The organism is Aurantimonas marianensis (assembly GCF_024195285.1).
GTDB lineage: Bacteria > Pseudomonadota > Alphaproteobacteria > Rhizobiales > Rhizobiaceae > Aurantimonas > Aurantimonas marianensis.
In genome coordinates this window covers 38,953-64,861 of record NZ_JALHBS010000001.1, presented here as the reverse complement: position 1 = coordinate 64,861, position 25,909 = coordinate 38,953, and the positions used below count along the sequence as shown (strand labels likewise).

The following is a 25,909-nucleotide window of genomic DNA, read 5'->3' as shown; positions in this document are numbered from 1 at the left end:
GAATGTGGCCGAGGCGCCGACCGCGCATCGTACCTGTTTTCCCGGCCGGGCTGACGATAGACTGCCGGCGGGTCCCACCGACGGCAATGGAGCGCGATGGTCTTGGATGCCGCGAGCATGACACCCGATTTCAGCGCCGAAGCACTGGCCGCCGCTCCGGCGCTCGCCGTTCGGGGCGTCAGCCATTCCTACGGCGATCGCAAGGCCCTCGACAGCGTCTCTTTCACGGTCCCGCAGGGCTCGTTCACCGCGCTGCTCGGCCCCAACGGCGCAGGCAAGTCGACGCTGTTCTCGCTCGTGACCCGGTTGTTCAACGTCCGCGACGGCGAGATCCGCATTCTCGGCCGGCGCTTGAACGAGGAACCCGGCGAGGCGCTGCGCCGCCTCGGCGTGGTCTTCCAGGCGCGCACGCTCGATCTCGACCTGTCGATCCGCCAGAACCTCAATTACCACGCCGCCCTGCACGGCATGACCGGTACAGAGGCCAGCCGGCGGATTGCGGAAATCCTTGAAGGTTCCGACCTCATGGACCGGCTCGGCGAGAAGGCGCGCAGCCTCTCCGGCGGGCAGCTCCGCCGCATCGAGATCGTCCGGGCCTTTATGCACCGGCCTCGGCTGATCCTGCTCGACGAGCCGACCGTTGGCCTCGACATTCGCTCCCGGGCCGAGATCGTCTCGGAGGTGCGGCGGCTCGTGAAGGAGGAAGGCGTCAGCGTTCTGTGGGCTACCCATCTCATCGACGAAATCGACGAAACCGACCGGATCGTGGTGCTCCATCACGGCAAGGTCCTGGCCGAAGGGAACGTTCCCGATATCGTCGCGGCGGAAAGCGCCGGCTCGATCCGTGACGCCTTCACCCGCCTCACCGGATTGGCCAAGAGCACAGTCGAGCCGGAGATGGCCTCGTGAGCACCCCCGCAAATGCCCCGGTGGACGCGACATCCCGAGGTTTTGCGCTGTCCGCCTATCTCATCTGCTTTCGCGGCATCGTCTGGCGCGAGGCGCTGCGCTTTCTGCATCAGCGCGAGCGCTTCGTCTCGGCGCTGGTGCGCCCGCTGCTCTGGCTGTTCATCTTCGCGGCCGGCTTTCGCCAGGTGCTCGGCGTGTCGATCACGCCGCCCTACCAGACCTACATCCTCTACGAGGTCTACATCACGCCCGGCCTCGTCGGCATGATCCTGTTGTTCAACGGAATGCAGTCGTCGCTGTCGATGGTCTACGACCGCGAGACCGGCGCCATGAAGACGCTGCTGGTCTCCCCGCTGCCGCGCTGGTTCCTGCTGGTCTCCAAGCTTTCCGCCGGCGTCGCGGTCGGCATCGTCCAGGTCTATGTGTTCTTTGCCATCGCCTGGTTCTGGGAAGTCCAGCCAGACTGGACCGGTTACCTCACCGTCCTGCCGGCCCTGCTCCTCACCGGCCTGATGCTCGGCTCGCTCGGCATGCTGCTGTCGTCGCTGGTCAAGCAGCTGGAGAATTTCGCCGGAATCATGAACTTCGTGATCTTCCCGATGTATTTCGCCTCCTCGGCGCTCTATCCGCTCTGGCGGGTGCAGGAATCGAGCCCGCTTCTCTACACGATCACCTTGTTCAACCCGTTCACCCACGCGGTGGAGCTGGTGCGCTTCGCGCTCTATGGCGAGATCAACTGGCAGGCGCTGGCCATCGTCATCGGCTGCGCGATCGTCTTTCTCGGCGGCGCCATCCTCGCCTACGATCCGGCGCGCGGCCTGATCAGCCGCAAACGCCAGTAGTCCGTCGCCTGAGCGCGATCGAAGGGAGGCTCTCATGTCCACCAAAGCATACCGCCGAATCGGTGGAGCCGCGCTAGTCGCGGGCTCGCTCGTGCTTCTGTCGCATCTGGCCGTCCCTCCCGCGACCGCCCAGGACGGGGCGACGCCGCGCGACATTCCCGAAGGCTTCGTCCTGCCCGGTCCACCACCCGTCAACGCACCGGAAGCCGGCGAGCCGCCGCCGTCGTCGCCGGCCGAAACCCCCGCCAACCCCGTGACCTTCGCCCGGACGCCGGAAAAGGCGACCACCGACTGGCCCTGCGTCCAGCGCCGCGTCGAGACGATCTCGCCGGCCCAGATCTGGAACGGCCCGGACGTCTCCGGCGCCGAAAACGTCGAGCGGACCGATGCGATTCGGGCGCTGGTCGACCGGATCGTTGCGCGCCGGCTGCCACTCGACGAGGCCGAGACGATGGTCAAGGATTTCGTCGGCGATTTGCCGGAGACCGAACGCCAGGCGACCGCGACGGCGCTGCTCGCCGATATTCTCGGCCGGCTGAACGCCGAGCGCGCTGAGGTGATGGCTGGCATCGAGCGCTACGCCGCCAAGCAGAAGGCATTGGCGCAAAGACTGCGCGAGGAGAGCACGGAATTCGCCAGACTGCGGCAGCGGCCGGACGCGTCGCCCACAGAGATCGAGGAAGCCCGCCAGGCGCTGGTCTGGGACACCCGCATCTTCGACGAACGCCGCCAGTCCCTAGCCTATGTCTGCGAGGTGCCGGTGCTTATCGAGCAGCGCGCCTTCGGCCTCGGCCGCGCGATCGCCAGCGCGCTGTGACCAAACGGCATGGCGTGCGCGTCTATTCGTCCGGCCGCTTCTTCGGCTCGGACGGCGCCAGCGCGTAGCCGGCTTCCCCCCAGCCATCGGTGCCGTCCGGATACCAATACACCGCCTTGTAGCCGGCGCGGATCGCGCGCTTGGCGGCGTTGTAGCTCATCCAGCAATCGCGCAGGCAATAGATGACGACCGGCTTGGATTTGTCTTCTCCCGTCGCCTTGCCGAGCCCGTCGAGGAGATAGCGTTCGACGACCGGCGCCAGTTCGCCATAGCCGGTATCGACCAGCCAGACCGAGCCCGGAATATTGCTGCGTGGCTTCGGCCGCCAGATGGTATCGGCGGGCAAGCCCTTCGGTCGCGGCGCGCGCGGCAGGACGTCGATGAAGGAAACGCCGTCGTCATGGAGGCGCTTGGCGGCTGCCGTGTCGACGACCGCGCCGCCCGCGAGCGTCGAGGGAACCGGCGCGCGATAGGCCTCGGTTCGATAGTCCTCGGGTTCGGGAACGGGCGCGGTCCCGACAGCCACGGCCGCCGCATCCTCATTTACCGACACCGGCGGCGGCGCGAGGACGAGCGCCAGGATCGTCCAGATAAGAGCGCTCGCGCGAACCAGACCGAACATGGCGGTCGGCGGGCGGGCCGCTCTCATCCCTTCGGCTCCCGCGATTCCGGCGTCGGGGCTTTGGCCGCATCGCCTACCTCGCTCCCGGTCTTGCCGGCCTTCGACACGATCGGCCGGTCCTCTTCGTCGAGCAGCGGCACGCCGTAGGACAGAAGGATTTCGTCGATCTCACCCTGGTATTCCTGGATCGCGCGGTTGAGCGTGCGCTTCCACTCCTGATCGGTGGCGCGAACGCCCATGGTGATGCGGAAGGTCGTCGCCGGCCCCTTGCCCTCCCCGGTCAGCGGGACGACGGCGTAGTCCTTCCCCGATTCCTCGGCGTAATAGCCGGCCATCGGCCCCCAGAGCACGGCGGCGTCGATCTCGCCACTGTCGAGATCGTCGATCATCGCCTTGGCGGAATTGTCGAGCCGCGTGTCGATCATCAACCGGTACGGCTTGGCCTTGCCGATCAGCCCGGCGCGGGCGAGATAGGTGGCCGGCGGCGTCCCGGCGACGATGCCGATCCGCTTGTCCTTCAGCCTGGGGTCCGCGATCGTCTCGACACCGGCGAGGTTGCCGTCTTTGGGATAGACCAGCGCATAGGCCGTCCGGTAATAGGCGTTTGTATTCTGGACCAGTTCGTCGCCCTGCGGATAGCTCATGATGACATCGCAAAGATTGGAGCCGAGCGTCATCCGCACGAAGCCAGTGGCCTGTGGGAAATAGGTATAGGAAACCGACTCGCGCCCCAGTTTGTCGGCCAGGAACCGGGCGACCTCCTGCTCGAAGCCCTGCTCGGCCTCGTTCGAGAACGGCATGTTGTTCGGGTCGGCGCAAACGCGAAACACGTCCGGATCGACCAACTCGATCGCACCGCCGAACTCCCGGTCCTGGGCCGCAACCGGCATCGTCGCCGTCAAAGCGGTGACGAGGCCGGCGACGATTGTGAGCAGGCGATTCATCGCATCAGAATCCCAGACAGTCGTATTCGGCCTTCTGCGCCGCCTCGTTCTTTGCCGGCCGCTTCGGTTCACCCCGCCCCACGACGCCATCGGCCCGGGCACGCAGATAGATGTAGATCGCGTCGAGCGAGCACATCACGTTCGGATCTTCGCCCCAGGCCGGCATGATTGAATTGCCCGACGAATTCCACTGGTTCTGCTGGCCGCTGACGACGATGCCCGCGAAGTCGTAATAGCTCTGCGTCTGCAGCGATTCCGTCAGGTTCGGTGCGAAGGACGATCCCATCCCGTCCGGGCCGTGGCATTGCAGGCAGTTGGCGCCGTATTTCTTGAAGCCACGCCAGGTGTACCAGTCGGCAGTCCCGTCCTCTGCGATCCTGTAGGTGGGATTCCCGGCCGGATCGACGTATTTGCCCTCCTCGCCCTCGCTCGGTGCGTTGCCTTCGCTTGCCGTGTCCTTCGACGGATGCGCGTCCACCTTCATGGTGTCGCCGGCCGCCATCGTCTTGCCGCTCGCGGTGGCGGTTTCAGCCGGCTCGGACGCTAGGGCTGTTGGGTCCGCCGGGGCGGGCGTGTCACCGGCTGGCGCTGGAGCGGTTGCGCCAGCGGTCGGGGCCTCCTGTCCCGCCGGCACGACGGTGGTTCCCTCGCTCTGTGCAGAGGTCAGGCTACTGGTCGAAAGAAGCATGACGCCAGCGAACGCGATCAACTTGGAATTCATTCAAACCTCTCGGTAATCGACACGGCCGGCAGTCCTCGGCCCGGCTTCCTTACGATGGTGACGGAGCACCCCTCGGCTTTCGAAACGAGGGCCCGTGTCACGGTCGAAGCCTGACATCGGGCCCTGATCTTACGTGGGCAGGGCCCGCCCCGGCCGGGACGGGCCTTGCCACCACCGGCCTTAGTTATTCGCCGCCGGCGCGGCTGCGTCAGCGGCGGCCGGCGTTGCCGGTTCGCCACTGTTGGAGGCCGTCTGGTCCGGAACCGTGAACACCGTCAGCGCGCCGCCGAGAGCGGTGTACTTGGACAGCGCCGCATAGCCGCCGACCGCGCCGAGACCGGCGGTCGGATCGGTGAGACCCGCCGCGAGGCCGATGCCCGCCCAACCGCCGATGCCGGAGAGAATGCCGACATACTGCTTGCCGTCATTCTCGTAGGTCATCACATTGCCGATGATGCCCGACGGGGTCTTGAACTTGTAAAGCTCCTCACCCGTCTCGGCATCGATCGCCTTCAGGTAGCCTTCGAGCGTGCCGTAGAACACCACGTCGCCGGCGGTCGCGAGAGCGCCGGACCAGACCGAGAACTGCTCGGGTAGCGACCAGACGATCTCGCCCTTGCCGGCATCCCAGGCGATGAAATTGCCCATGCCGCCATGGCTGTCGGGCGCCGGATACATCGACAAAGTGGCGCCGACATAGGGCTGTCCGGCCGTATAGGCGACGCGGAACGGCTCGTAATCCATGCAGACATGGTTCGTCGGCACGTAGAACAGGTTGGTTTTTGGCGAGAAGGCAGCCGGCTGCTGATCCTTCGTTCCCAGCGCCGCCGGGCAGATGCCGGTGGTGTTGGTGTCCTCGCCGCCCTGTTCGGTCGAGTACTCGGCGACCACCTGCGGTCGGCCGTACTGATCCGAATTCGGATCCATGACGACTTCCGTCGCCCAGTTGACGGCGGGATCGTATTTCTTGGCGACCAGCAATTCGCCGGTCTCGCGGTTCAACGTGTAGGCGAAACCGTTGCGATCGAAGTGGACGAGCGCCTTGGTCGGCGTCCCACCGACGTCGATGTCCGCGAGAATCATCTCGTTGACGCCGTCATAGTCCCACTCGTCATGGGGGGTCATCTGATAGACCCATTTCGCCATGCCGGTGTCGGCGTCACGCGCCATGATCGCCATCGACCATTTGTTGTCGCCCGGGCGCTGGGCCGGGTTCCAGGTCGACGGGTTGCCCGTGCCGTAATAGATCAGGTTCAGTTCCGGATCGTAAGCATACCAGCCCCAAGTGGTGCCACCGCCGATCTGCCACTGGTCGCCTTCCCAACTGTTGAGCGAGGAATCAGCGCCGACCGGCTTGCCGAGCTCCATCGTATTCTCGGGATCGAACAGCATCTCGTCGTCCGGCCCGGTCGAATAGGCCCGCCAAGCCTGCGAACCGTCGGAGAGATTGTAGGCCGTCACCGAACCGCGCACGCCGAACTCGCCCCCGGAGATGCCGATCAGCACCTTGTCCTTGAACACCATCGGCGCCGCAGTGCCGGTCTCGCCCTTCGAGGGGTCGCCGTTCTGGACCGACCAGGCCTGCTCGCCGGTTTCTGCGTCCAGCGCGACGACGGTCGTGTCGGCCTGGTGCAGGATCACCAGATCCTTGCCGCCCTCACCCGCTGCCGGCGCGTAGGCGACGCCGCGGTTGACCGTGTCGCAGCACATCACCGGGATGACGTTCGGATCCTGCTTGGGTTCGTATTTCCACTTGATCTCGCCATCGTTCTTTGCATCGAGTGCGTAGACGATGTTCGGGAACGGCGTATGCACGAACATCGTGTCGCCGACGACGAGCGGGTTGCCCTCGTGGCCGCGCAGAACGCCGGTCGAGAAGCCCCAGGCCGGGACCATATCCCCGACATTTTCCTTGTTGATCTTGTCCAATGTCGAATAGCGCTGGTTGAAATAGTCGCCGGTGGGCATCACCCACTGCGCGGCGTCGCCCTGCATCTCCTGCAGCTTCTCGTTCGCCGAGGCCCCCGCGCCGAGCGAGATGAGCAGGCTGGATGCCAGCGCGGCCTTCGTGATTGTCTTGAACATCTGTGTCCTCCCAAGGAACTGTAGCGGTGACGCGTGCCGGCAGGATTGCCGACGAACGTTGAGCCATCGATAGTCTGGGGGAAGGTTTCCGGCAGCGTGTCACGACCGCCAATAGGGGGTCCTGGTGGGCACCGTTGATCGACACCCTACCGTGGCCTTCGAGGACTCGCGGCGCTCCCAACACCGCGACCTTGAAGCCGGAAACCATGGCGCGATGCTAATTCGGGAACTTTGCCCGCGCAAGCTCCGCATGGCACTTTTCCTATACGCGCCGCATCATTTTCAGTGTGCATCGCAATATATCGTCACTCTCTAGGCAGAAATCCGGGTCGAAAAACCCGCCGAGGGCCTCCTTGTTACTTCGCGGCTCGCAGGCGTTTGCTTGTCCGACGGCAATTGCCGTAGCGCGCTCTCGGCCGGGCCGAGATCAGGAGAACAGTCCATCGCCCCCCTCAGGCCATGGCGCCGCGTCGGAAAGCCGCGCCCCCGTCGCGGGTTCGTGGCATCGGTGGGCGGGACCGGCACCGCAGACGATGGTGTCGAATTGATACGGGGGCGTCGTGGAACGCCGTCGATCTTGCACCGGAGCTGGCGGACATGTCTGATGGAGCCATGTCGATCCGCTCCAAATTCCTCCGATGCTGTGCGGCGGCAACGCTGGTCGCGATCGCCGCCTTCGTCGGCCGCACCATCGCATCCGCCGCGCCGCTGACTTTCGAAGAGATCGCCCCCGGCGTGTTTGTCCACGCCGGCCGGATCGAGGAAACCACGCCCGACAACCGGGGCGACATCGCCAATATCGGCTTCGTGATCGGCGCCGAGGCGGTGGCGATGATCGACAGCGGCGGCAGCGTCGCGGTTGCCCGCTCGGCGCTGGCAGCAATTCGGGCGATCACGGACAAGCCGGTCCGCTACCTCGTCAACACGCATATGCATCCCGATCACATGTTCGGGAACCAGGTGTTCAAGGCGGCCGGTGCGACGCTGATCGGCCATCACAAGCTTCCCGCCGCGCTCGCCGCACGGGCCGCGTTCTACAAGGAGTCGATGCGCGAACAGCTCGGCCCGGCGTTGGCCGACGCGGTGACCGTCACCCTTCCGGACGAAACCGTCGAGGGCGAGCGTATCGTCGATCTCGGCAACCGCAAGCTGACGCTGAAGGCCTGGGGCACCGCCCATACGGACAACGATCTGACCGTCCTCGACGCGGCGACCGGAACGTTGTTCGCCGGCGATCTGGTCTTCATGGAACATGTCCCGGTGATTGACGGCAGCATCAAAGGCTGGCTCGCTCAGACGCCGGAGCTCGAGGCGCTTCCGGCAAGCCGCGTCGTGCCGGGCCATGGTCCGGCGAGCGCGCCCTGGCCGCAGGCGATCGCGGCGCAGACCGCCTATCTGGAACGGCTCGCCGCCGATCTGCGCCAGGCGATCGCCGACGGTGTGCCGCTGGCGGACGCGGTCGAGACCGCCGGCCAAGGCGAAGGACCCGAATGGCGGCTGTTCGACGCCTTCAACGCCCGCAACGCGACGGCCGCCTTCGCCGAACTGGAATGGGAATGACCGGGTGCAAGGCGAGGCTCCGGTCCGATCCGCCCGAAACGATCAAGACGAGTTGAGACGGCTTTCCCTTGTCCTCGTGGGGCAATGCCGTCACATTAGCCGATGAGCGAACGGGCACTCGCGACGAAAATTGGGAGATTTTCATGCTGCACGCTCATGCCGGGCCGCACCGTGAGGCGGAACACAGATTCGATCGGCGGCACCGGCTGCCTCGGCTCCTTTCGTCAGCCGTTCTCGCCGCCGCCGCTTTGACGTTCGCGCCGCCGGCCGCGTTCGCCCAGACGGCGACGACCCCGGCCGCCGCTTTCGCGGACTCCGCCTGGCCGGGCCTGAAGGGCGACCTGTTCGGCGATCGGCAGCTGGTCGAGGGCACCGACGCGATCACCCTGGAGGCACCAAGCCGCGCCACCGACCCGGCGATCGTCCCGGTCAAGCTGACCCTCGACCCCGCCAAGGACATCCGCAAGGTGACGCTGGTCATCGACGAGAATCCGGCGCCGGTGGCCGCGACCTTCGACATCGCCGAAGGCTCCGGCCTCACCGAATTGTCGACGCGCGTCAGGGTCAACGCCTATACCGACATCCACGCGGTCGCCGAAGCCGGCGACGGCACGCTCTATGTCACCAGGCAATACGTCAAGGCGGCCGGCGGCTGCGCCGCCCCGGCGGCTAAGGACGCGGAGGTCGCGGCCAGGCAGATGGGCCAGATGAAGCTGCGCGCCTTCGCCGCGACGGATATCGGCGGCACGGCGACGCATGAGGCGCAGTTGATGATCCGGCATCCGAACAATTCCGGACTGCAGAAGGATCAGGTGACGCTGCTCTATATCCCGGCGCATTTCATCACCGATCTGACAGTCGAGCGCGGCGGCGAGCGGCTGTTCTCGATGACCGGCGGAATTTCGATTTCCGAGGATCCGAGCTTCCGCTTCAACTATCGCGGCGACTCGTCGGTGCCCTTCCACGCCAAGGCGACCGACACCGAGGGCAACGTCTTCGAAAAGACCTTTGCCCCTGAGCAATCCTGAGGCACTCCGGGGCGGAGGCGAAAGCCGGGGCGGCGCAATGGTGACTGCGGGTCAGGGCGGCTGCTGCCTCAATCGAAGCAGCGAATCTCCGCTTCGGCCTGGGCCCGCCTGAGGTCGCCGATCGCCGCCTTGGCCTCGGCGCTGGTGCGGAACAGCACGCCCTTCTCCCCCGTCACCTGCCCCATCGACAGGAAGGTCGAGGCTTCGATGTAGCGCTCGTAGGGAAGCAGCGAGGCGACGACGTCGAAGGAGCAGGCGCATTGCTCCAGCGCGGTGCGGGTGTTGCCGTTGCCGGCCATGCAGCCGAAGACGTAGTCGGCCGTCACGACGGTCGGATAGTCGGCGGTGGCCGCGTTCGTCACGCTGCCGGTGGTCGGCATCTTGATGGCGCCAGCGGCACCGGTCGTGCGTTCGAGCGGCAAGGGCGCCTGAGCGCCTGCGTTTCCGCCGGCCAGAAGCAGCGCGGACGCGACGATCGCGGCGATCCGCCTTGTGCCTGAGCAGCTGTTGGTCATCATGTCCTTCCTCCGGCCGCCCCCTTCATTTCCCCCTCCTTGCCTTCCTCAATGAGTATGACGGCATCCGGAATGGAGGGAAGCGGCCGATGGACATCGGGCGCCGCGCCGGGCGGATACGGGAAAAAATCCCGCGATCGTCCGCCGATGGTCAGACCGCGCCGGTAAAATTCCGGCCCTCTTCGACGATGCGCACCAGCAGCGGCGCGGGCTTGAAATCCGCGCCCATCCGCTCTTCCAGTTCGCGCATCGTCGTCAGCACCACCGCCGGTCCGATCGTGTCGGCGAAAAACATCGGGCCGCCGCGATAGACCGGCCAGCCATAGCCGTTGATCCACACGACATCGATGTCCGATGCCCTCAGCGCGACACCCTCGTCGAGGATCTTGGCGCCCTCGTTGATCATCGGATAGATCAGCCGTTCGAGGATTTCCTCGTCGGAAATCTGCCGGCGCTTGATGCCATCGGCCTTCGACCTGGCGCGGATCATCTTTTCCACCAGCTTCGATGGCGAGGCTTTGCGCTTGTCGTCGTAGTCGTAGAAGCCGGCGCCGGACTTCTGGCCGCGTCGATCCGCCTCGCACAGCTGCTCGCGAATGGTCTCGCCCTTGGATGTTTCACGATTCCAGCCGAGATCGAGGCCAGCGAGATCGGCCATCTGGAACGGCCCCATCGGCAGGCCGAAATCGGTCAGCACCCGGTCGACCTCCCAGGGCATCGCGCCTTCCAGGATCAGCTTGTTCGCCTCGCGCTGGCGCGCGCTGAGCATGCGGTTGCCGACAAAGCCGTGGCAGACGCCGACGAGGACGGCCGTCTTGCCGATGTCGCGGCCGAGCTTCATCGCCGTGGCGACCACGTCCGTCGCCGTCTTTTCGCCGCGCACCACCTCGAGCAGCTTCATGACATTGGCCGGCGAGAAGAAATGCAGGCCGAGAACGTCCTCGGGTCGCTTCGTCGTCGCCGCGATATCGTCGATATCGAGATAGGAGGTGTTGGAGGCGAGAATCGCCCCGGCCTTGGCGATGCCGTCGAGCCTGGCGAAAATGTCCTTTTTCACCGCCATTTCCTCGAACGCCGCCTCGATGATCAGGTCGCGATCGGCCAGATCGGCCATGTCGAGCGACGGCGACAGCAGCCCCATCGCCCTGTCGACATCCTCCGGGCGGATGCGGCCCCTTTTCGCGGAGGCCTCGTAGTTTGTCCGCATGATGCCGGTGCCGCGCTCCAGCGCCTCGGGCTTGGCCTCGACGATCGTCACCGGAATACCAGCCGAAAGGAAGTTCATGGCGATGCCGCCGCCCATCGTCCCGGCGCCGATGATCCCGACCGTCGTCACGGAGCGGGTCGGCGTGTCGGCCGCCATATCGGGGACCTTGGCGGCCGCCCGGGTCGCGCCGAAGACATAACGCTGCGCCTTCGACTGAGCGCCGGCGAGCAGCTCGGCAAAGATTTCGCCCTCGCGCGCCATCCCTTCCGCGAAGGGCAGACGCGCCGCGTTGGCGATCGCTTCCAGCGCCTTCTCGAAACTGTCGAAGCCCTTCATCTTGCGTCCATGCGTCGCCCGCGCCTCTTCGATGGCGGCCTCGACGTCCTCGCCGGCGAGACGCCCGTCCTCCTCGCTGATTTTCCGCTGCGGCCGTCCCTCGCGGACGATGTCGCTCGCAAAGCGCACCGCCTCGGCGCGAAGGTCGCCGGCCGCCAGCTCGTCGATGATGCCGAGCGTATGCGCCGTTGCCGCGCCCACCGGCGCGCCGGTGAAAATCATGTCCAGCGCCCGTTTCAGGCCGATCATCCGCGGCAGCCGCTGGGTGCCGCCGGCGCCCGGAATGAGACCGAGCTTGATCTCCGGCAGGCCGAGCCTCGCCGATGGCACCGCGATGCGGTAATGGCAGGCGAGCGCCAGTTCCAGCCCGCCGCCGAGCGCCGTGCCGTGCAGCGCCGCGATCACCGGCTTGGGGCAGCTCTCGACGATATCCTCCAGTTCGCGCAGCGACGGGCCTTCGATCGGCTTGCCGAACTCCTTGATATCGGCGCCGGCGATGAAGGTCCGGCCCTCGCAGATCATGACGATCGCTTCGACCGCGCCGTCGGCCGCGGCCGCTTCGATGCCCGCCGCGATGCCCTCGCGCAGCACGCGCGACAACGCGTTCACCGGCGGATTGTGCAGCGTCAGAACGGCGGTGGCGCCGTCATTGTCCAGCGTCGCCGCGTCGTTGATGAGGATCATGGGAAGCGTGTCCATCCGCGATTGAAGCTATCTCGGCGCAGAAAAGGCCGGCGCGGATTCGGTCGGCAAGGGACGCCCGATCGCGTTGACACCACGCTAGGGCGGCGTCACATCTGAGGCAAATGGCGGACCGGCTTTTTCGCGCTCCGCGCATCGTCCACGCGCCGTAGAGGCCGGAACGAAGGATCGAGCCATGGATCTGCGCTTCACCGAGGAAGAGACGGCGTTCCGCGACGAGGTCCGCGCCTTCATCCGCGATCACGCGCCCGAAGACGTCACCGCCGCCCTGCGCGACGGCCGCTCCGTCGGCAAGGACGCCATGGTGCGCTGGACCCGCATCCTCAACGCCAAGGGCTGGTCGGTGCCGCACTGGCCCGTCGAATTCGGCGGCACAGGCTGGTCACCGGTCCAGCAGTACATCTTCCAGGACGAGCTTCAGCAGGCACCGGCGCCGCAGATGCTGCCCTTCGGCCACAACATGGTCGGACCGGTCATCTACACCTTCGGCAACGACGCGCAGAAGGCGAAATTCCTGCCGCGCATCGCCAATCTCGACGACTGGTGGTGCCAAGGCTTTTCCGAGCCCGGCGCCGGCTCCGATCTCGCCGGCCTGACCACGAAGGCGGAGAAGAACGGCGACCACTATGTGGTCAACGGCCAGAAAACCTGGACGACGCTCGGCCAATATGCCGACTGGATCTTCTGCCTGGTGCGCACCGACCCGGCCGCGCCGAAGAAGCAGATGGGCATCTCCTTCCTGTTGATCGACATGACGACGCCGGGCGTCACCGTCCGCCCGATCCAGACCATCGACGGCGGCCGCGAGGTCAACGAGGTATTCTTCGACGACGTGCGCGTGCCGGTCGAAAATCTGGTCGGCGAGGAAAACAGGGGCTGGGACTACGCGAAATTCCTGCTCGGCCACGAGCGGGTCGGGATCGCCCGGGTCGGCGCATCCAAAGAGCGCATCCGCCGCCTCAAGGAGATCGCCAGGATGGAGTTCGCCGGCTCCGTGCCGGTCTGGGAGAACCGCCGCTTCCGCGAGAAGGTCGCGGCCGTGGAGGTCGAGTTGAAGGCGCTGGAGATGACCCAGCTGCGGGTGCTTTCGGCCGAGGCGAAACGCGCCCATGGCAAGCCCGATCCGGCCTCCTCGATCCTCAAGATCAAGGGATCGGAGCTGCAACAGGCGACCACCGAGTTGCTGATGGAGGCGATCGGCCCCTACGCCCTGCCCTATGAGCCATCGCGCGAAGAGGGGCGAAACGAGCCGCCGGTCGGGCCGGACTACGCCGCGCCGCTGGCGCCCGGCTATTTCAACTTCCGCAAGGTGTCGATCTACGGCGGCTCCAACGAGATCCAGAAGAACATCATCGCCAAGGCGATCCTAGGCCTCTGAACTCGCCCCCGGCACGACCGGCCGCGCCCCAGCCTTTCACGCAGGACACACACGCATGGATTTCGACCTCTCCGACGAACAGGCCATGATCAAGGACTCGGTCGAGCGGCTGATCCTGGATCGCTACGGCTTCGATCAGCGCAACAAATACCGCGCCGAGGAGCCCGGTTTCAGCCGGGACATGTGGGCGGCCTTCGCCGAACTTGGCCTAACGGCGGTGCCCTTCGCGGAAGACGACGGCGGCCTCGGTGGGCGGGCCGGTCGAGACGATGATCGTCATGGAGGCCTTCGGGCGCGGCCTCGTCGTCGAGCCCTATCTGGCCTCGATCGTCATGGCCGGCGGCGCCATCCGCCATGCCGCCAGCGCCGAACAGCGCGCCGAATGGGTGCCGGGCCTTGCCGACGGCTCGATGCGCCTGGCCTTCGCCTTCGCCGAGCGGAATTCGCGCTACGATCCCGCCTTCGTCGCGCTGAAGGCCGAGCCGGACGGCGACGGCCTCAGGCTCACCGGCGAAAAGACGCTGGTGCTCTCCGGCGACAGCGCCGACGGCTTCATCGTCACCGCCCGCACCAGCGGCGCGCCGGGCGATGAGGCCGGCATCGGCCTCTTTTACGTTCCGGCCGGGGCGAGCGGCCTGTCGCGCCGAGGCTATCCGACCCAGGACGGCATGCGCGCGGCGGAGCTGACCTTCGAGGCCGTGTCGGTCCCGGCCTCTCATGTCCTTGGCGATCCGGCGGGCGCCTTTCCGGCGATCGCGCGGGTCGTCGACGAGGCCATCGCCGCGCTCTCAGCCGAAGCGGTCGGCTCGATGGCGCGCATGCACGAACTGACCATCGCCTATCTCAAGGAACGCAAGCAATTCGGCGTGCCGATCGGCGATTTCCAGGTGCTCCAGCATCGCGGCGCCGAGATGTATATGGCGCTCGAACAGGCCCGTTCGATGATGCTCTACGCCACCATGAACGCCGCCGAACCGGACGCGGCGACACGACGCGAGGCCATGTCCGCGGCCAAGGTACAGATCGGCCGCTCAGCGACATTCATCGGCCAAAGCGCGGTGCAGCTCCACGGCGGCGTCGGCGTGACGATGGACTACGAGGTCGCCCACCACTTCAAGCGCACCGCGATGATCGATTTGGCGTTTGGAGACGCGGATCATTACTTGGAGATGCTGGCGGAAAAGGGCGGGTTAAGCGGCTCGTAGGGCGCCGCCGCCCCGCCCCGCCCCTTTTACAGGCGAACCGTCTTGTCCTCTCCCATGTCGGGCCGCGCGTCCGAGACGGCTGCCGCGGCCATCTTCAGATAGGCCACGACCTTGCCGGGGCTGTCCCAGTAATGGGCGTCCTGCGGCGTGATCGTCAGAACCCGGATCGAGGGATCGTCGGGGCTGTCCCACCAGGCCTTCGCCGGCGTCGCCCACAACTCCTTGATTTTCTGGCGGTCGTTGCTGATCGTGGCGGTGCCGCTGAGCGACACGTAGTCCATCCCGCTATTGTCGGCGAACGCCAGGTTCACGCGCGGATTGGCGGCGATTTCCTGGTCCTTGTGGCTCGCCGCGTCGGTGAGGAAAAACACCCTGTTCGCGTCGCGATCGAGATAGGCGGCCATCGGGCGCGAGCGCAAATCCTCGCCCTCCTGCGTGACCAGCATGCAGAACCCGATTTTCTCCATCAGATCCCAGACATGATCGATACCGTTGTCGGGCATAACAATCTCCTTGGCTTTGCTTTGCCATGAAGACGGCTGGCGGGCGGATCGGTTCCGCCCGGTGAAGGGCCACTCGCTACCCAACGCCTGGCCGGGCTTTCCGCCGGCGCCCGACTGCCCTAGGCTCGTCCCCGGTCAGCCAGGAGAGGATGCCACGATGTCCGCCAGGAAACTTGTCGCCCTTCTCGCGTTTTCTCTGCTTTTCCCGCCGTTCGCCCTTGCCCAGGAGCAGGCGACCGACGCGATCCAGCCGGAAATCGCGTCCGAGGCGAGCGCAAGGACACTGGTCGAGGCCGACCGGCAGATGGTGGCGGCCGCCAACCCGCTCGCCGCCGAGGCGGGCCTCGCCATCCTGCGCCAGGGCGGCAGCGCCATCGACGCGATGGTGACGGTCCAGCTCGTCCTCGGGCTGGTCGAGCCGCAATCATCGGGCCTCGGCGGCGGCGCGTTTCTCGTCTATTTCGACGCCGGGGCCAGCAGGCTCACCACGTTCGACGGTCGCGAGACCGCGCCCGCCGCCGCGACACCGACGCTGTTTCTCGACGCCGACGGACAGCCGCTAAAATTTTACGATGCCGTCGTCGGCGGTCGCTCGGTCGGCACACCGGGAACCGTGAAGCTGATCGCCAAGACCCATGAGCGCTACGGAAAACTGCCGTGGAAGGACGTGGTCCAGCCGGCAATCGATCTCGCCCGCAACGGCTTTGCGGTCTCGCAACGCCTCAACGAACTCGTCGCCGAGGACAAGGAGCGCCTCGGCCGCCATGCATCGACGCGCGACTACTTTTTTGACGCCGACGGCGAGGCGCTGCCGGTCGGCACGCTTTTGAAGAACGAGGCCTATGCCAAGACGCTCGAGACCATCGCCGAGAAGGGCGCGGACGGCTTCTATGGCGGTCCGGTCGCGCAAGCCATCGTCGAGACCGTGCAGAACGCGACGGACAACCCCGGCCGGCTCGCCCTGCCGGATCTGGCGGCCTACCGTGTGGTCGAGCGCGCGCCGGTCTGCGTCGACTATCGCCAGTTGGCGGTCTGCGGCATGGGGCCGCCCTCCTCCGGCGCACTCACTGTCGGGCAGATTCTCGGCCTGATCGAACCGTTCGACATCGCCGCGCTCGGTCCCGACAGCCCCGAGGCCTTGCGCCTCATCGGCGACGCCTCGCGCCTCGCCTTCGCCGACCGTGGCCGTTACATGGCCGACATCGACTATGTGCCGATGCCGCTTGAGGGGCTTCTGGACGCGGCCTATCTCAAGAGCCGATCCGACTTGCTGGCGGGCGAAAGCGCGTTGACGAAGGATGCCGTGGAACCGGGCTCGCCGCCCTGGGATCACGCGATGCTGATGGGCGACGACGCGGCGCTCGAACTGCCCTCGACCAGTCACTTCTCCATCGTCGATGCCGCCGGCAACGTCGTCTCGATGACAACGACGATCGAGAACGGCTTCGGCTCGCGGCTGATGAGCGGCGGGTTTCTGCTCAACAACGAGCTCACCGACTTCTCCTTCGAGACTCATGACGACGACGGCCGGCCGATCGCCAATGTCGTCGCGCCCGGCAAGCGGCCGCGCTCGTCGATGGCGCCGACCATCGTCCTCAAGGACGGCAAGCCGGTCATCGCGATCGGCTCGCCCGGCGGCAGCCGCATCATCGGCTATGTCGCGCAAGCGCTGATCGGCCTGATCGACTGGAAGATGGATGTTCAGGAAGCGATTGCGATGCCGCATCTGGTCAACCGCTTCGGCACCTTCGACGTCGAGGAAGGAACCGAGGCCGAGGCGCTCGCCCAGCCACTGCGCGATCTCGGCTTTGAGGTCGAGGCGCGGGAACTGACATCCGGCCTGCACGGCATCGTCATCGGGCCGGACGGCCTTCAAGGTGGCGCGGACCCGCGCCGTGAGGGTGTCGCCGTCGGCGATTGACGGGTGAATCCCTCAGACCGCCAATGCGCGCTCGGCATAGGCGGCCTCGCCGAACACCCGGCGATAACGGTCGATCGCGGCGGGCTCGCCACTGGCCTTGGCGGGGTTGTCGGAAAGCTTCACCGCTGGCCGGCCGTTCGCCGAAGCGACCTTGCAGACCAGCGAGATCGGGTCGAGGCCGCTCATCGGCTCCGGCGCAGTGCCGCGAAAGTCGTTGGTCAGATTGGTGCCCCAGCCGAAGCTCATGCGCACCCTGCCCTCGAAATGCCGGTAGGTCCGCTCGATGGTGTCGGAATCCATGCCGTCGGAAAACACCAGCAGCTTCTCGCGCGGATCCTCGCCCATCTTCTTCCACCAGGCGATGATCTCCTCGCCGCCCTCGATCGGCGGAGCCGAGTCGGGCCGGAAGCCGGTCCATTCGGCGAGCCATGCCGGCGCTTTCTTCAGGAATGCCGAGGTACCGTAGGTGTCGGGCAGAACGATCAGAAGGTTGCCGCCGTAATAGCTCTGCCATTGCTTGAGCACGTCATACGGCGCCCGGCGCAGCTCCGCGTCGCTGTCCGCAAGGGCCGCGAGCACCATCGGCAGTTCGTGGGCATTGGTGCCGATCGCTTCCAGATCGGTCTCCATGGCGAGAAGCACGTTGGACGAGCCGATCAGCCGGTCGCCGAGGCCTTCCTTCAGCGCTTCCACGCACCAGCGCTGCCACAGGAACGAATGCCGGCGGCGGGTGCCGAAATCGGAGATACGCAGATCAGGAAGCGCCTGCAGTCGCTCGACCTTCTGCCACATCTTGGCTTTGGCGCGGGCGTAGAGAACGTCTAGCTCGAAGCGCTTGAAATTCTTCATCGCGGCGCGCGAGCGCAGTTCGTTGATGATCGCCAGCGCCGGAATCTCCCACATCATCGTGTGGGTCCAGGGGCCGTGAAAATAGAGCTCGAACTGGCCGTCGACCCGGCGCAGTTCGTATTCCGGCAGCCGGAAATCCTCCAGCCATTCGAGGAATTTCGGGCGGAAGATCTGGCGTGTGCCATAAAAGGTGTTACCGGCCAGCCAGATCATCTCGCGTTTGGTGAACGCCAGCGAGCGGGTGTGATCGAGATGCTCGCGCAGTTCCCCCTCGTCGATCACCTCGGCGAGGCGCACATGCCTTGAGCGGTTGTTCAGCGCGAAACTCGCCGCCACGTCCGGATGAAGGCCGTGGATCATCTGCAGCATGAGGAGCTTGTAGAAATCGGTATCGAGCAGGCTGCGCACGATCGGATCGAGCTTGAAGGTATGGTTCCAGACGCGCGTCGCGATGTCGGTCGCAATCATCTTCGGCTCCTCTCATTCGCGCCGCGTCGAGGCGGATAGGCTGCGCTACGCCCTCAAAGAAGGTCTGCCGTCGCGAACGTCCAAACTCCAGCCGTTACAGGAGAAAGCGGCATGGATAAAGCGACCTCTGCCGAAGCGGTGCGATCATCGTGAACGGATCGTCGTCCTTGTCGTGTGGCTCCGCCAACCCATACTGGCAGAGGCTGAATACGGCGCCACGCCGTCGTCAAGCCGCCCAGCCGCCTCCGGGATCTTGACCGATCCACTTGCCTCACCGCCCCGGATGGTGTCGAAACGCCCTCACCTAATGACGTTCGTGCGGATCGCGCCACAGGAGATTTCATGCTGACATTCTACTTCCACCCGACGCCGAACTCCATGAAGGTCGCGCTGTTTCTCAAAGAGTCCGGGCTCGATTACGAGCTGGCGCCGGTCGACACCCTGAAGGGCGAGCAGCACCAGCCGGCCTTCCGCGCGATCAATCCGAACGGCAAGCTGCCGGCGATCGAGGACGACGGCAAGCGGGTGTTCGATTCCAACGCCATCCTGCTCTACCTCGCCGAGAAACACGGCAAGTTCCTCGGCAAGCCGGAGGACCGGGGCGAGCTGTTGTCGTGGCTGATGTTCGTCGCCACCGGCCTTGGTCCGTATTCGGGTCAGTCCGTGCATTTCCGCACGGTCGCCAAGGACAAATCCGATTACGCCGCGAACCGCTATCTGCGCGAGGCGCAGCGCCACTACAAGGTCCTCGACGATCATCTCGCCGGCCGCGAGTTTTTCGTCGGCGACAGCTACAGCATCGTCGACATCGCGGCCTGGGGCTGGATCGACCGGGTGGCCAACGTGCTCGGCGAAGGCGCTCTCGACGCGTATCCGAATCTCAAGCGCTGGTTCGACGGCGTCAACGCACGCCCGGCCGTCGCCGAGGCGCGGCAGATCGCCAAGGACGTCGCCTTCAAGTCGGAGCGCGACGAAGCGGCCCTGCGCGCGCTGTTTCCGTCGAACTACGCCGAAACCGCCTGATCTGACACCCGCCGCCCTCGCACTGCCCGGGGGCGGCGGTCCATACGAATGGCTGGGAAACGGGCAGCGCTCTCAGCCATGATGAGGGGATTCGCCATGCAACCACCCACCGCCCTCAACACCGCACTTGCCGCGGGCGATACAGCGGCCGTCATCGCCGAGACGCTGGCCATGGACGGCGCGACGACTGTCCTCGACGTCGGCTGCGGCCACGGCGGCCTTGCGAAAGCTCTGACGGCGCGCGGCTTCCAGATCACCGGCGTCGACCCCGGCGAGGCGGCGATCGATGCCGCCCGCGCCGCTGCGCCGGAAGCCGACTTCGCGGTGGCCCCCGGTGAAAAACTGCCCTTCGCGGACCGCAGCTTCGACGCGGCCGTGTTTCTCAATTCCCTGCATCATGTGCCCGAGGCCCGCATGCCCGACGCGCTCGGCGAGGCCGCGCGGGTGACGCGGGCACGCGGCACCGTTCTCGTCATCGAGCCGCTTGCCGAAGGCCCGTTCTTCGAGGGGGTGCGCCCGATCGATGATGAGACCGCGATCCGCAACGCCGCCAACCGGGCGGTGGCGGATGCCGTGCGGTCCGGCCGGTTCGCGCTACGCGGCAACGTCGTCTTCGAGCGAAAGGAACGCTTCGCCGACGTGGATACGTTCATCAGCCGCGTGGTGTCCGTCGACCCGGCCCGCGCGGCGAGCATCGAGGCCAGGCGCGGTGAGGTCGAGCGCCTGTTCGAGACGAATGCCACAAGGCAGGACGGCGCCCGGATCCTCGTCCAGCCGCTCCGGATCTACTGGTTGCGCGTGCCCGCGTGAGAAACAACCACACATTGCCAAGCGCGCTCGCGCCTGCCGAATTGCCGACCGCAATGGCAACGCCGGCGGCAAGGGCCCACAAGACGACTCGGCGCCGGGCCGGCAATCCTTTGCTGAACCGGTTTCATCTGCCGAGCCGCCCTTCGCGAAACCCGTGAGCGTTTCCTCATGACGGATCTCAGCGACCTTCCCGCCACGCGCCTTCTGGCGATGTTCCGCAGCCGCGAAACCTCCCCGGCGGAGGTCTGGGCCGACGTCGAATGCCGCATCGCGACTTGGGAACCGGCGATTGCGGCGCTCTGGGCCTACGATCCAGAGAGCGCCAGGGCGGAAGCGGCGGCCGCCACGGCACGCTGGGCCGAGGGCGCGCCGAAAGGGCCGCTCGACGGTGTCCCGGTCACCGTCAAGGAACTGATCGCGACGAAGGGCATGCCGGTGCCCAACGGCACCGCCGCGACGACGCTCGTCGCCGCTTCTCAGGATGCACCGCCGGTCGCACGGCTGCGCGAGGATGGTGCGATCATCTTCGCCAAGACCACCTGCCCCGATTACGGCATGCTGTCGTCGGGACTGTCGAGCTTCCACAAGCTATCACGCAACCCTTGGGACATCCGGCTCAATCCCGGCGGTTCCAGCGCCGGCGCCGCCGCGGCCGCCGCCGCCGGCCTCGGGCCATTGCATCTGGGCACCGACATTGGCGGCTCGATCCGTATTCCCGCCGGCCTCACCGGAACGGTGGGCTTCAAGCCGAGCTACGGCCGCGTCCCGATTGATCCGACCTTTATCGGCCGCGTCGCCGGACCGATGACCCGGACCGTCGCCGACGCGGCGCTGATGATGGCGACGCTGTCGCGGCCCGACGCGCGCGATCCGACCGGCCTGCCGCCATCGATGATCGACTGGAACGACCTCACGCTCGAGCCGAGAGGGCTGATGATCGGGGTCATGGAGGAGGCCGGATGTGGCCTGCCTGTTGACCCGGATGTCGCGACGGCGCTCGCCGATTGCGCGCGCGCCCTGAAGGACGCCGGGGCTGTTGTAGAGCCGACGTCGGGAATCCTCACCCGCGCCATGCTGGACGGATTCGATCGCTTCTTTCGAGCCCGGTTCTGGGCGACGATGTCGGCCCTGCCGGATGGCAAGAGCGCGATGGTGCTGCCCTATATCCGCGAGTGGGCGAAGGGTGCGGCAACGCTTACCGGCACCGATGTTGCCGAGGCCTGCGATGAGTTTCATGCGATCAAGACGGCGGCGGCCGCCCCCTTCGCCCGCTTCGATGCCATCCTCTCCCCGGTCAATCCGCAACCGTCATGGCCGGCCGAATCGGCCTCGCCGCTCGACGATCCGGCGCGGCCGTTCGAGCACATCGCCTTCACCCTGCCCTGGAATGTCGGAGAGCAGCCGGCGATCAGCGTCAATGGCGGGTTTACCGGAGCCGGGCTGCCGATCGGCGTGCAGATCGTCGGACCGCGCTATGCCGACGGCTTTGTTCTCAAGCTGGCCGCGTTGCTGGCGAAGATTGTCGACGCCGAGCCGCGTTGGTCAGACCTGCGTCCGCCCGGCGCATGACCGTCTGTGCCCCGCATTGCCGTTTCGAACGCCTAAAATTGTAAAGGTTAAAGGATCGTTCATCGCCCCGGCGGGTTTTCGGGCGTTTCCGGCGAGCGTCGCGCCGACGCCCGCCCCTTCCGGACGGCATCCGATTGAACATCCCCGCGCTTCCGCGATAAGAGGCAAGGCTTGATACAACGACGATGGCGCGACTTTTTGGACACGAACCCGGTATCCACGGCCGATCTGGCCGGACTGCTCGAACAGATCGCGCGCCGACTGCATTCGCAGGGCTATGCCTCGCAGCTGTTTCCGGCCCAATGGGCGGCGCTGCGCTACGTCCAGTCGGCGCCGCCGCACATGCGCACGGCGATCGATCTCGCGCGCTTCCAGGGCCTTGCGTCGGGCGCCGTCGCGCGCACGGTCCGCACGCTGATCACCAAGGGCTATCTCGCCAAGCTGGGCACGATCGGACGCGGTCGCGCCGAGCAGCTGGATCTGACCGATCGGGGTGTGACCCTTTTGAAGAAGGACCCGCTGCAGTCCATCGCGGCCGCACTCGAGCCCCTGAGCGAGACCGAGCGCCAGATCCTGGCGAAGGGTCTCGATATGGCGATCCGCTCGACGATGGCGGGGGACCGGCCGGACGCCTCCTGACCAGGATATTCAGTCGGCGAAGCGGCCGTCGACCGCGTCGAGTTCGGCCCGCATTTTGGTGACGAGCAGGCTGTCGTCGGACGCGCAATTGTCGTGGGTGACGAGCTCTCCCGCTTTCACCGGCCGCACCACCCGGGACTTCTCCACCAGGCCGAGCGGTAGGGCGCGCCGGGCGCGCGCGTCGTCCCAGGTCATCGCATAGCCGCGATAGTCCGCCTCGCCGATCCGCCCCAGCATCTCGCCCGGTTTCAGATCGCGCTTGGCGATGGCGCCGCATTCGGCCACCGGCCGATCCACGGGCACCATGTCCGGGCGCCGATACATCACGGCGCGGGCCGCCGACAGCGGCGTCTCCAGGCTGGTCAGATGAAACGGCCGGATCAACGCGAAGCACGGGCCGGGGCCGACCTTCAGATCCGCCATCCGCTCGATCGCGCGGGGATGGCGCGGCTTGACCACGCAGAAGACGCCGGGCGCCACGCCCTTGCCGATCGTATAGTCGACGCAGCCGGTCTTCGACAGGATGCCGCCGTCCTCGGCCGTGCACAGCACCTGGCCAAGATTGTCGCCCGTCGCTTCGGGACCGTGCATGCCCGGCACGTCCGGCCTGAGGCCGGTGCAATTGGCGATGGCGGTCATTTCCACCATCGTCTTCGACCCGTCGATGAACTCGACCAGCATGCGGGCGTTCATATCCCGCTGTCGCGCCTCCTCCTCGTATTCCTCGGGAATGGCCGAATGGCGCAGCGGATTGTTCTTGCCCTTGCCGGCGGCGACCACCTCCATGCCAAGACTCTGGGCAAACGAGATCAGCTCCAGCGTCGAGGCGGGCTCGTCGCCGGCCGATCCGGTATAGACCACGCCGGCCTCGCGCGCCTTGCGGGCGAGCAGCCGGCCGACCGTGATGTCGGCCTCGACATTCAGCATCACGATGTGCTTGCCGTTGCGGATCGCCTCCATCGCCAGGAAGGTCCCGACCTCCGGGCTACCCGTCGCATCGACGACGACATCGATGCGACCGGCGGCGCACAACGCGCCGAGATCGTCGGTCACGGCGATGTGGCCGGCCTCGATCGCCCGGTCGATCGCCGACGGGCCGGCGGCGACGACGCCATGATCCTCGCTATAACCCGCCATGGCGATCGCCTGCATCGGCCGGCGGGCGCTGTTCGCGGCGACGGCGCCGATGCGGATGCCGGTCATCAGTGCGATCTGGACGACGATGTCCGTTCCCATCTGCCCGGCACCGGCCAGGCCGATCGTCACCGGTCCGTTCCGGTCTGTGTAGGCGGCGAGCTCGGCGGCGAAACCGATGCGTTCGATCATGGGTCGGACGGTCCTAAGGATGGCGGAAGCGTGAGTCGGCCTGAGCGGCTTCGCGCCTTCTAGAGCAACACGCGCTCCGATGGAATGACGTGGCGCGAGGCGGAAAAACAGCGCCGTGGTGCGCACGTTCCCTCGCCGGGAGAGCCGATCGTCGGTCATGCCGGGACCGCAGGACGTGCCCTGCCTGCCGCCGAGGAAATTGACGGCGTGCCGTTCCTGACACTATCCAAAAGGCGGCCAGGAGGTGGATCATGAGCGACGGCGGTACCGCGGGCGACAAGCAAAAATCAAGGCGGCAGCAGCGGCTGGAGGCGCAATTGCGGCAAAATCTCCGCCGGCGCAAGGACCAGGCCCGCGCGCGCCGTGACGAGAACGCGGAACACCGCGCGGACGATGCAACGGAAACCGGCTTCAACTCGTCCTCCGCGCCAGCGGATGAGCCGAAATAGTGACGGCGCGGGGCGAGCCGCCCGGTCGCTTGACCTTGGTCCGAGGCACTTGACCTTGGTCAATGTCACCACCGGGAGACTCCCGCATCATACTGGCGGGGACGTGGACTTTGCGCGATGCCGCATTTAGAACGGTTCTGATAAGGAGTTCGCGATGATCGATTACCAGAGCCAGTTCGAGTCGGCGATCGAGGCGTTGCATGCCGAAAAACGCTATCGGGTGTTTGCCGATCTCGAACGGATCGCCGGGCAATTTCCGAAGGCGATCTGGCGGCATGACGGCAAGGCTCGCGAGATCACGGTCTGGTGCTCCAACGACTATCTCGGGATGGGCCAACATGACGATGTCATCGCGGCGATGACGGCGACCGTCTCGGCGATGGGATCGGGCGCCGGCGGCACACGCAACATCTCCGGCACCAACCATCCGCTGGTCGAGCTGGAGCGCGAGCTCGCCGATCTGCACGGCAAGGAGGCGGCGCTCGTCTTCACTTCCGGCTTCGTCTCCAACGAAGCCTCGATCTCGACCATCGCCAAGCTCCTGCCGAACTGCCTGATTCTTTCCGACGAACTGAACCACGCCTCGATGATCGAGGGGGTGCGCAGAGCCGGCACCAAGAAACAGATCTTCCGCCACAACGATCTGGAGCATCTGGAAGAGCTTCTGAAAGCCGCCGATCCGGCGCAGCCGAAGCTCATCGTCTTCGAGAGCGTCTATTCGATGGACGGCGACATCGCGCCAATCGAGAAGATTGTCGAACTCGCGGAATATTACAACGCCATGACCTATATCGACGAGGTCCATGCGGTCGGCATGTACGGCCCGCGCGGCGGCGGCATTTCGGAGCGCGACGCGCTTGCCCAGCGCATCGACGTGATCGAGGGAACCCTGGCCAAGGCCTTCGGCGTCCTCGGCGGCTACATTGCTGGCACGAAAGCGGTCATCGATGCCGTGCGTTCCTACGCGCCGGGCTTCATCTTCACCACGGCCCTGCCGCCGGCGCTGGCGGCCGCCGCGACCGCCTCGATCCGCCACCTGAAGGCCAGCCAGGTGGAGCGTGAGGCGCAACAGCGCCAGGCGGTCCGGGCCAAGAGCGTGCTGCGCGGCGCCCATCTGCCGGTCATGGAGTCCGACACCCATATCGTGCCGCTGGCCGTCGGCGATCCCGACCTGTGCAAGAAGGCCAGCGATCATCTCTTGCAGCGGCACGGCATCTACATCCAGCCGATCAATTACCCTACGGTGCCGCGCGGCACCGAGCGGCTGCGCATTACCCCGACGCCGCTGCATTCCGACGCCCTGATCGAGACGCTGAAGGACGCCCTCGTCGAGACTTGGAATGCCGTCGGCATTCCCTTCGCGACCGAGCGGCCGACCCATGCCGAACGCTCTTCCAAGGTCACCCCCCTGGTCGTCTCGCAAGCCGGCGGCTGAGCTCCGGCGAAACAGGCATCGTCCCACCATCGCTGCGGGGTATCTC

At 66.3% G+C, this 25,909-nt stretch carries 22 protein-coding genes and 1 pseudogene; 14 read left to right on the top strand and 9 right to left on the bottom strand.

The window, feature by feature from the left end:
• Window positions 1-117: 117 nt before the first annotated feature.
• The 3 genes from MJ956_RS00330 to MJ956_RS00320 are packed head-to-tail and all read left to right on the top strand — an operon-like array spanning window position 118 to window position 2,568.
• Window positions 118-909, top strand: a complete 792-nt coding sequence (locus MJ956_RS00330; RefSeq protein WP_253962486.1) for an ABC transporter ATP-binding protein — start codon at window positions 118-120, stop codon at window positions 907-909.
• The gene (locus MJ956_RS00325; protein ID WP_253962485.1) at window positions 906-1,751 is read left to right on the top strand and encodes an ABC transporter permease; all 846 of its coding nucleotides are present in this window, start codon (window positions 906-908) and stop codon (window positions 1,749-1,751) included. Before MJ956_RS00330 ends, MJ956_RS00325 begins: the two co-directional genes overlap by 4 nt.
• A 34-nt stretch (window positions 1,752-1,785) precedes the next feature.
• Entirely contained in the window at window positions 1,786-2,568 is a 783-nt protein-coding gene (locus MJ956_RS00320; RefSeq protein ID WP_253962484.1) for a hypothetical protein, read from the top strand.
• Between the two features lie 22 nt (window positions 2,569-2,590).
• On the opposite strand, the gene MJ956_RS00315 is transcribed toward MJ956_RS00320, so the two are convergent.
• The 4 genes from MJ956_RS00315 to MJ956_RS00300 form a co-directional block, all read right to left on the bottom strand.
• Entirely contained in the window at window positions 2,591-3,217 is a 627-nt protein-coding gene (locus MJ956_RS00315; RefSeq protein ID WP_253962483.1) for a PQQ-dependent catabolism-associated CXXCW motif protein, read from the bottom strand.
• Window positions 3,214-4,134, bottom strand: a complete 921-nt coding sequence (locus tag MJ956_RS00310; protein WP_423724763.1) for a substrate-binding domain-containing protein — start codon at window positions 4,132-4,134, stop codon at window positions 3,214-3,216. The genes MJ956_RS00315 and MJ956_RS00310 overlap by 4 nt, the downstream gene beginning before the upstream one ends.
• Before the next feature lie 4 nt (window positions 4,135-4,138).
• Entirely contained in the window at window positions 4,139-4,855 is a 717-nt protein-coding gene (locus tag MJ956_RS00305) for a c-type cytochrome, methanol metabolism-related (RefSeq protein ID WP_253962482.1), read from the bottom strand.
• 180 nt (window positions 4,856-5,035) lie between these two features.
• Window positions 5,036-6,940: a methanol/ethanol family PQQ-dependent dehydrogenase gene (locus MJ956_RS00300; RefSeq protein ID WP_253962481.1), complete on the bottom strand. Its 1,905-nt coding sequence runs from the start codon at window positions 6,938-6,940 to the stop codon at window positions 5,036-5,038.
• Window positions 6,941-7,537: 597 nt separating this feature from the next.
• On the opposite strand from MJ956_RS00300, the gene MJ956_RS00295 reads away from it, so the two are divergent.
• The gene (locus tag MJ956_RS00295; RefSeq protein WP_253962480.1) at window positions 7,538-8,500 is read left to right on the top strand and encodes a quinoprotein relay system zinc metallohydrolase 2; all 963 of its coding nucleotides are present in this window, start codon (window positions 7,538-7,540) and stop codon (window positions 8,498-8,500) included.
• A gap of 143 nt (window positions 8,501-8,643) precedes the next feature.
• Entirely contained in the window at window positions 8,644-9,528 is an 885-nt protein-coding gene (locus MJ956_RS00290; protein ID WP_253962479.1) for a quinoprotein dehydrogenase-associated SoxYZ-like carrier, read from the top strand.
• 68 nt (window positions 9,529-9,596) lie between these two features.
• On the opposite strand, the gene MJ956_RS00285 is transcribed toward MJ956_RS00290, so the two are convergent.
• A complete protein-coding gene (locus MJ956_RS00285) occupies window positions 9,597-9,908 on the bottom strand; it encodes a hypothetical protein (protein WP_253962496.1) in 312 nt (103 codons plus the stop codon).
• Between the two features lie 286 nt (window positions 9,909-10,194).
• On the bottom strand, window positions 10,195-12,270 hold the full coding sequence (locus MJ956_RS00280) for a 3-hydroxyacyl-CoA dehydrogenase NAD-binding domain-containing protein (protein WP_253962478.1): 2,076 nt from the start codon (window positions 12,268-12,270) through the stop codon (window positions 10,195-10,197).
• Between the two features lie 193 nt (window positions 12,271-12,463).
• Between MJ956_RS00280 and pimC the strand changes: the two genes are divergently transcribed.
• Together pimC and MJ956_RS00270 are read left to right on the top strand one after the other, a co-directional pair.
• On the top strand, window positions 12,464-13,666 hold the full coding sequence (gene pimC / locus MJ956_RS00275) for a pimeloyl-CoA dehydrogenase large subunit (RefSeq protein ID WP_253962477.1): 1,203 nt from the start codon (window positions 12,464-12,466) through the stop codon (window positions 13,664-13,666).
• Window positions 13,667-13,721: 55 nt separating this feature from the next.
• Window positions 13,722-14,871, top strand: a pseudogene (locus tag MJ956_RS00270) (acyl-CoA dehydrogenase family protein).
• A gap of 26 nt (window positions 14,872-14,897) precedes the next feature.
• Here the strand turns inward: MJ956_RS00270 and MJ956_RS00265 are convergent.
• On the bottom strand, window positions 14,898-15,374 hold the full coding sequence (locus MJ956_RS00265) for a pyridoxamine 5'-phosphate oxidase family protein (protein ID WP_253962476.1): 477 nt from the start codon (window positions 15,372-15,374) through the stop codon (window positions 14,898-14,900).
• Between the two features lie 157 nt (window positions 15,375-15,531).
• Between MJ956_RS00265 and ggt the strand changes: the two genes are divergently transcribed.
• Window positions 15,532-17,295 (top strand): gamma-glutamyltransferase, encoded by a 1,764-nt coding sequence (gene ggt, locus MJ956_RS00260; protein ID WP_253962475.1) that lies wholly within the window; start codon window positions 15,532-15,534, stop codon window positions 17,293-17,295.
• 12 nt (window positions 17,296-17,307) lie between these two features.
• Here ggt and pncB read toward each other — a convergent pair whose 3' ends face one another.
• Window positions 17,308-18,612, bottom strand: a complete 1,305-nt coding sequence (pncB, locus tag MJ956_RS00255; RefSeq protein ID WP_253962474.1) for a nicotinate phosphoribosyltransferase — start codon at window positions 18,610-18,612, stop codon at window positions 17,308-17,310.
• 342 nt (window positions 18,613-18,954) lie between these two features.
• Here pncB and MJ956_RS00250 point away from each other — a divergent pair, with 342 nt between their 5' ends.
• From MJ956_RS00250 to MJ956_RS00235, 4 genes are all read left to right on the top strand, one after another.
• The gene (locus tag MJ956_RS00250; RefSeq protein ID WP_253962473.1) at window positions 18,955-19,635 is read left to right on the top strand and encodes a glutathione S-transferase family protein; all 681 of its coding nucleotides are present in this window, start codon (window positions 18,955-18,957) and stop codon (window positions 19,633-19,635) included.
• Window positions 19,636-19,731: 96 nt separating this feature from the next.
• Window positions 19,732-20,445, top strand: coding sequence for a class I SAM-dependent methyltransferase (locus tag MJ956_RS00245; protein ID WP_253962472.1), 714 nt, complete (start codon window positions 19,732-19,734; stop codon window positions 20,443-20,445).
• A gap of 168 nt (window positions 20,446-20,613) precedes the next feature.
• Entirely contained in the window at window positions 20,614-22,014 is a 1,401-nt protein-coding gene (locus tag MJ956_RS00240) for an amidase (RefSeq protein ID WP_253962471.1), read from the top strand.
• Between the two features lie 198 nt (window positions 22,015-22,212).
• Window positions 22,213-22,653 (top strand): MarR family winged helix-turn-helix transcriptional regulator, encoded by a 441-nt coding sequence (locus MJ956_RS00235; RefSeq protein ID WP_253962470.1) that lies wholly within the window; start codon window positions 22,213-22,215, stop codon window positions 22,651-22,653.
• Window positions 22,654-22,662: 9 nt separating this feature from the next.
• Here the strand turns inward: MJ956_RS00235 and MJ956_RS00230 are convergent, their stop codons facing one another.
• Complete coding sequence (locus MJ956_RS00230; protein ID WP_253962469.1) at window positions 22,663-23,979, bottom strand: NAD(P)H-dependent oxidoreductase; 1,317 nt, start codon at window positions 23,977-23,979, stop codon at window positions 22,663-22,665.
• A gap of 251 nt (window positions 23,980-24,230) precedes the next feature.
• Here MJ956_RS00230 and MJ956_RS00225 point away from each other — a divergent pair, with 251 nt between their 5' ends.
• Together MJ956_RS00225 and hemA are read left to right on the top strand one after the other, a co-directional pair.
• A complete protein-coding gene (locus MJ956_RS00225; RefSeq protein WP_253962468.1) occupies window positions 24,231-24,428 on the top strand; it encodes a hypothetical protein in 198 nt (65 codons plus the stop codon).
• A 157-nt stretch (window positions 24,429-24,585) separates the two neighbouring features.
• Entirely contained in the window at window positions 24,586-25,863 is a 1,278-nt protein-coding gene (hemA, locus tag MJ956_RS00220; protein ID WP_253962495.1) for a 5-aminolevulinate synthase, read from the top strand.
• The last annotated feature ends 46 nt before the right edge of the window (window positions 25,864-25,909 follow it).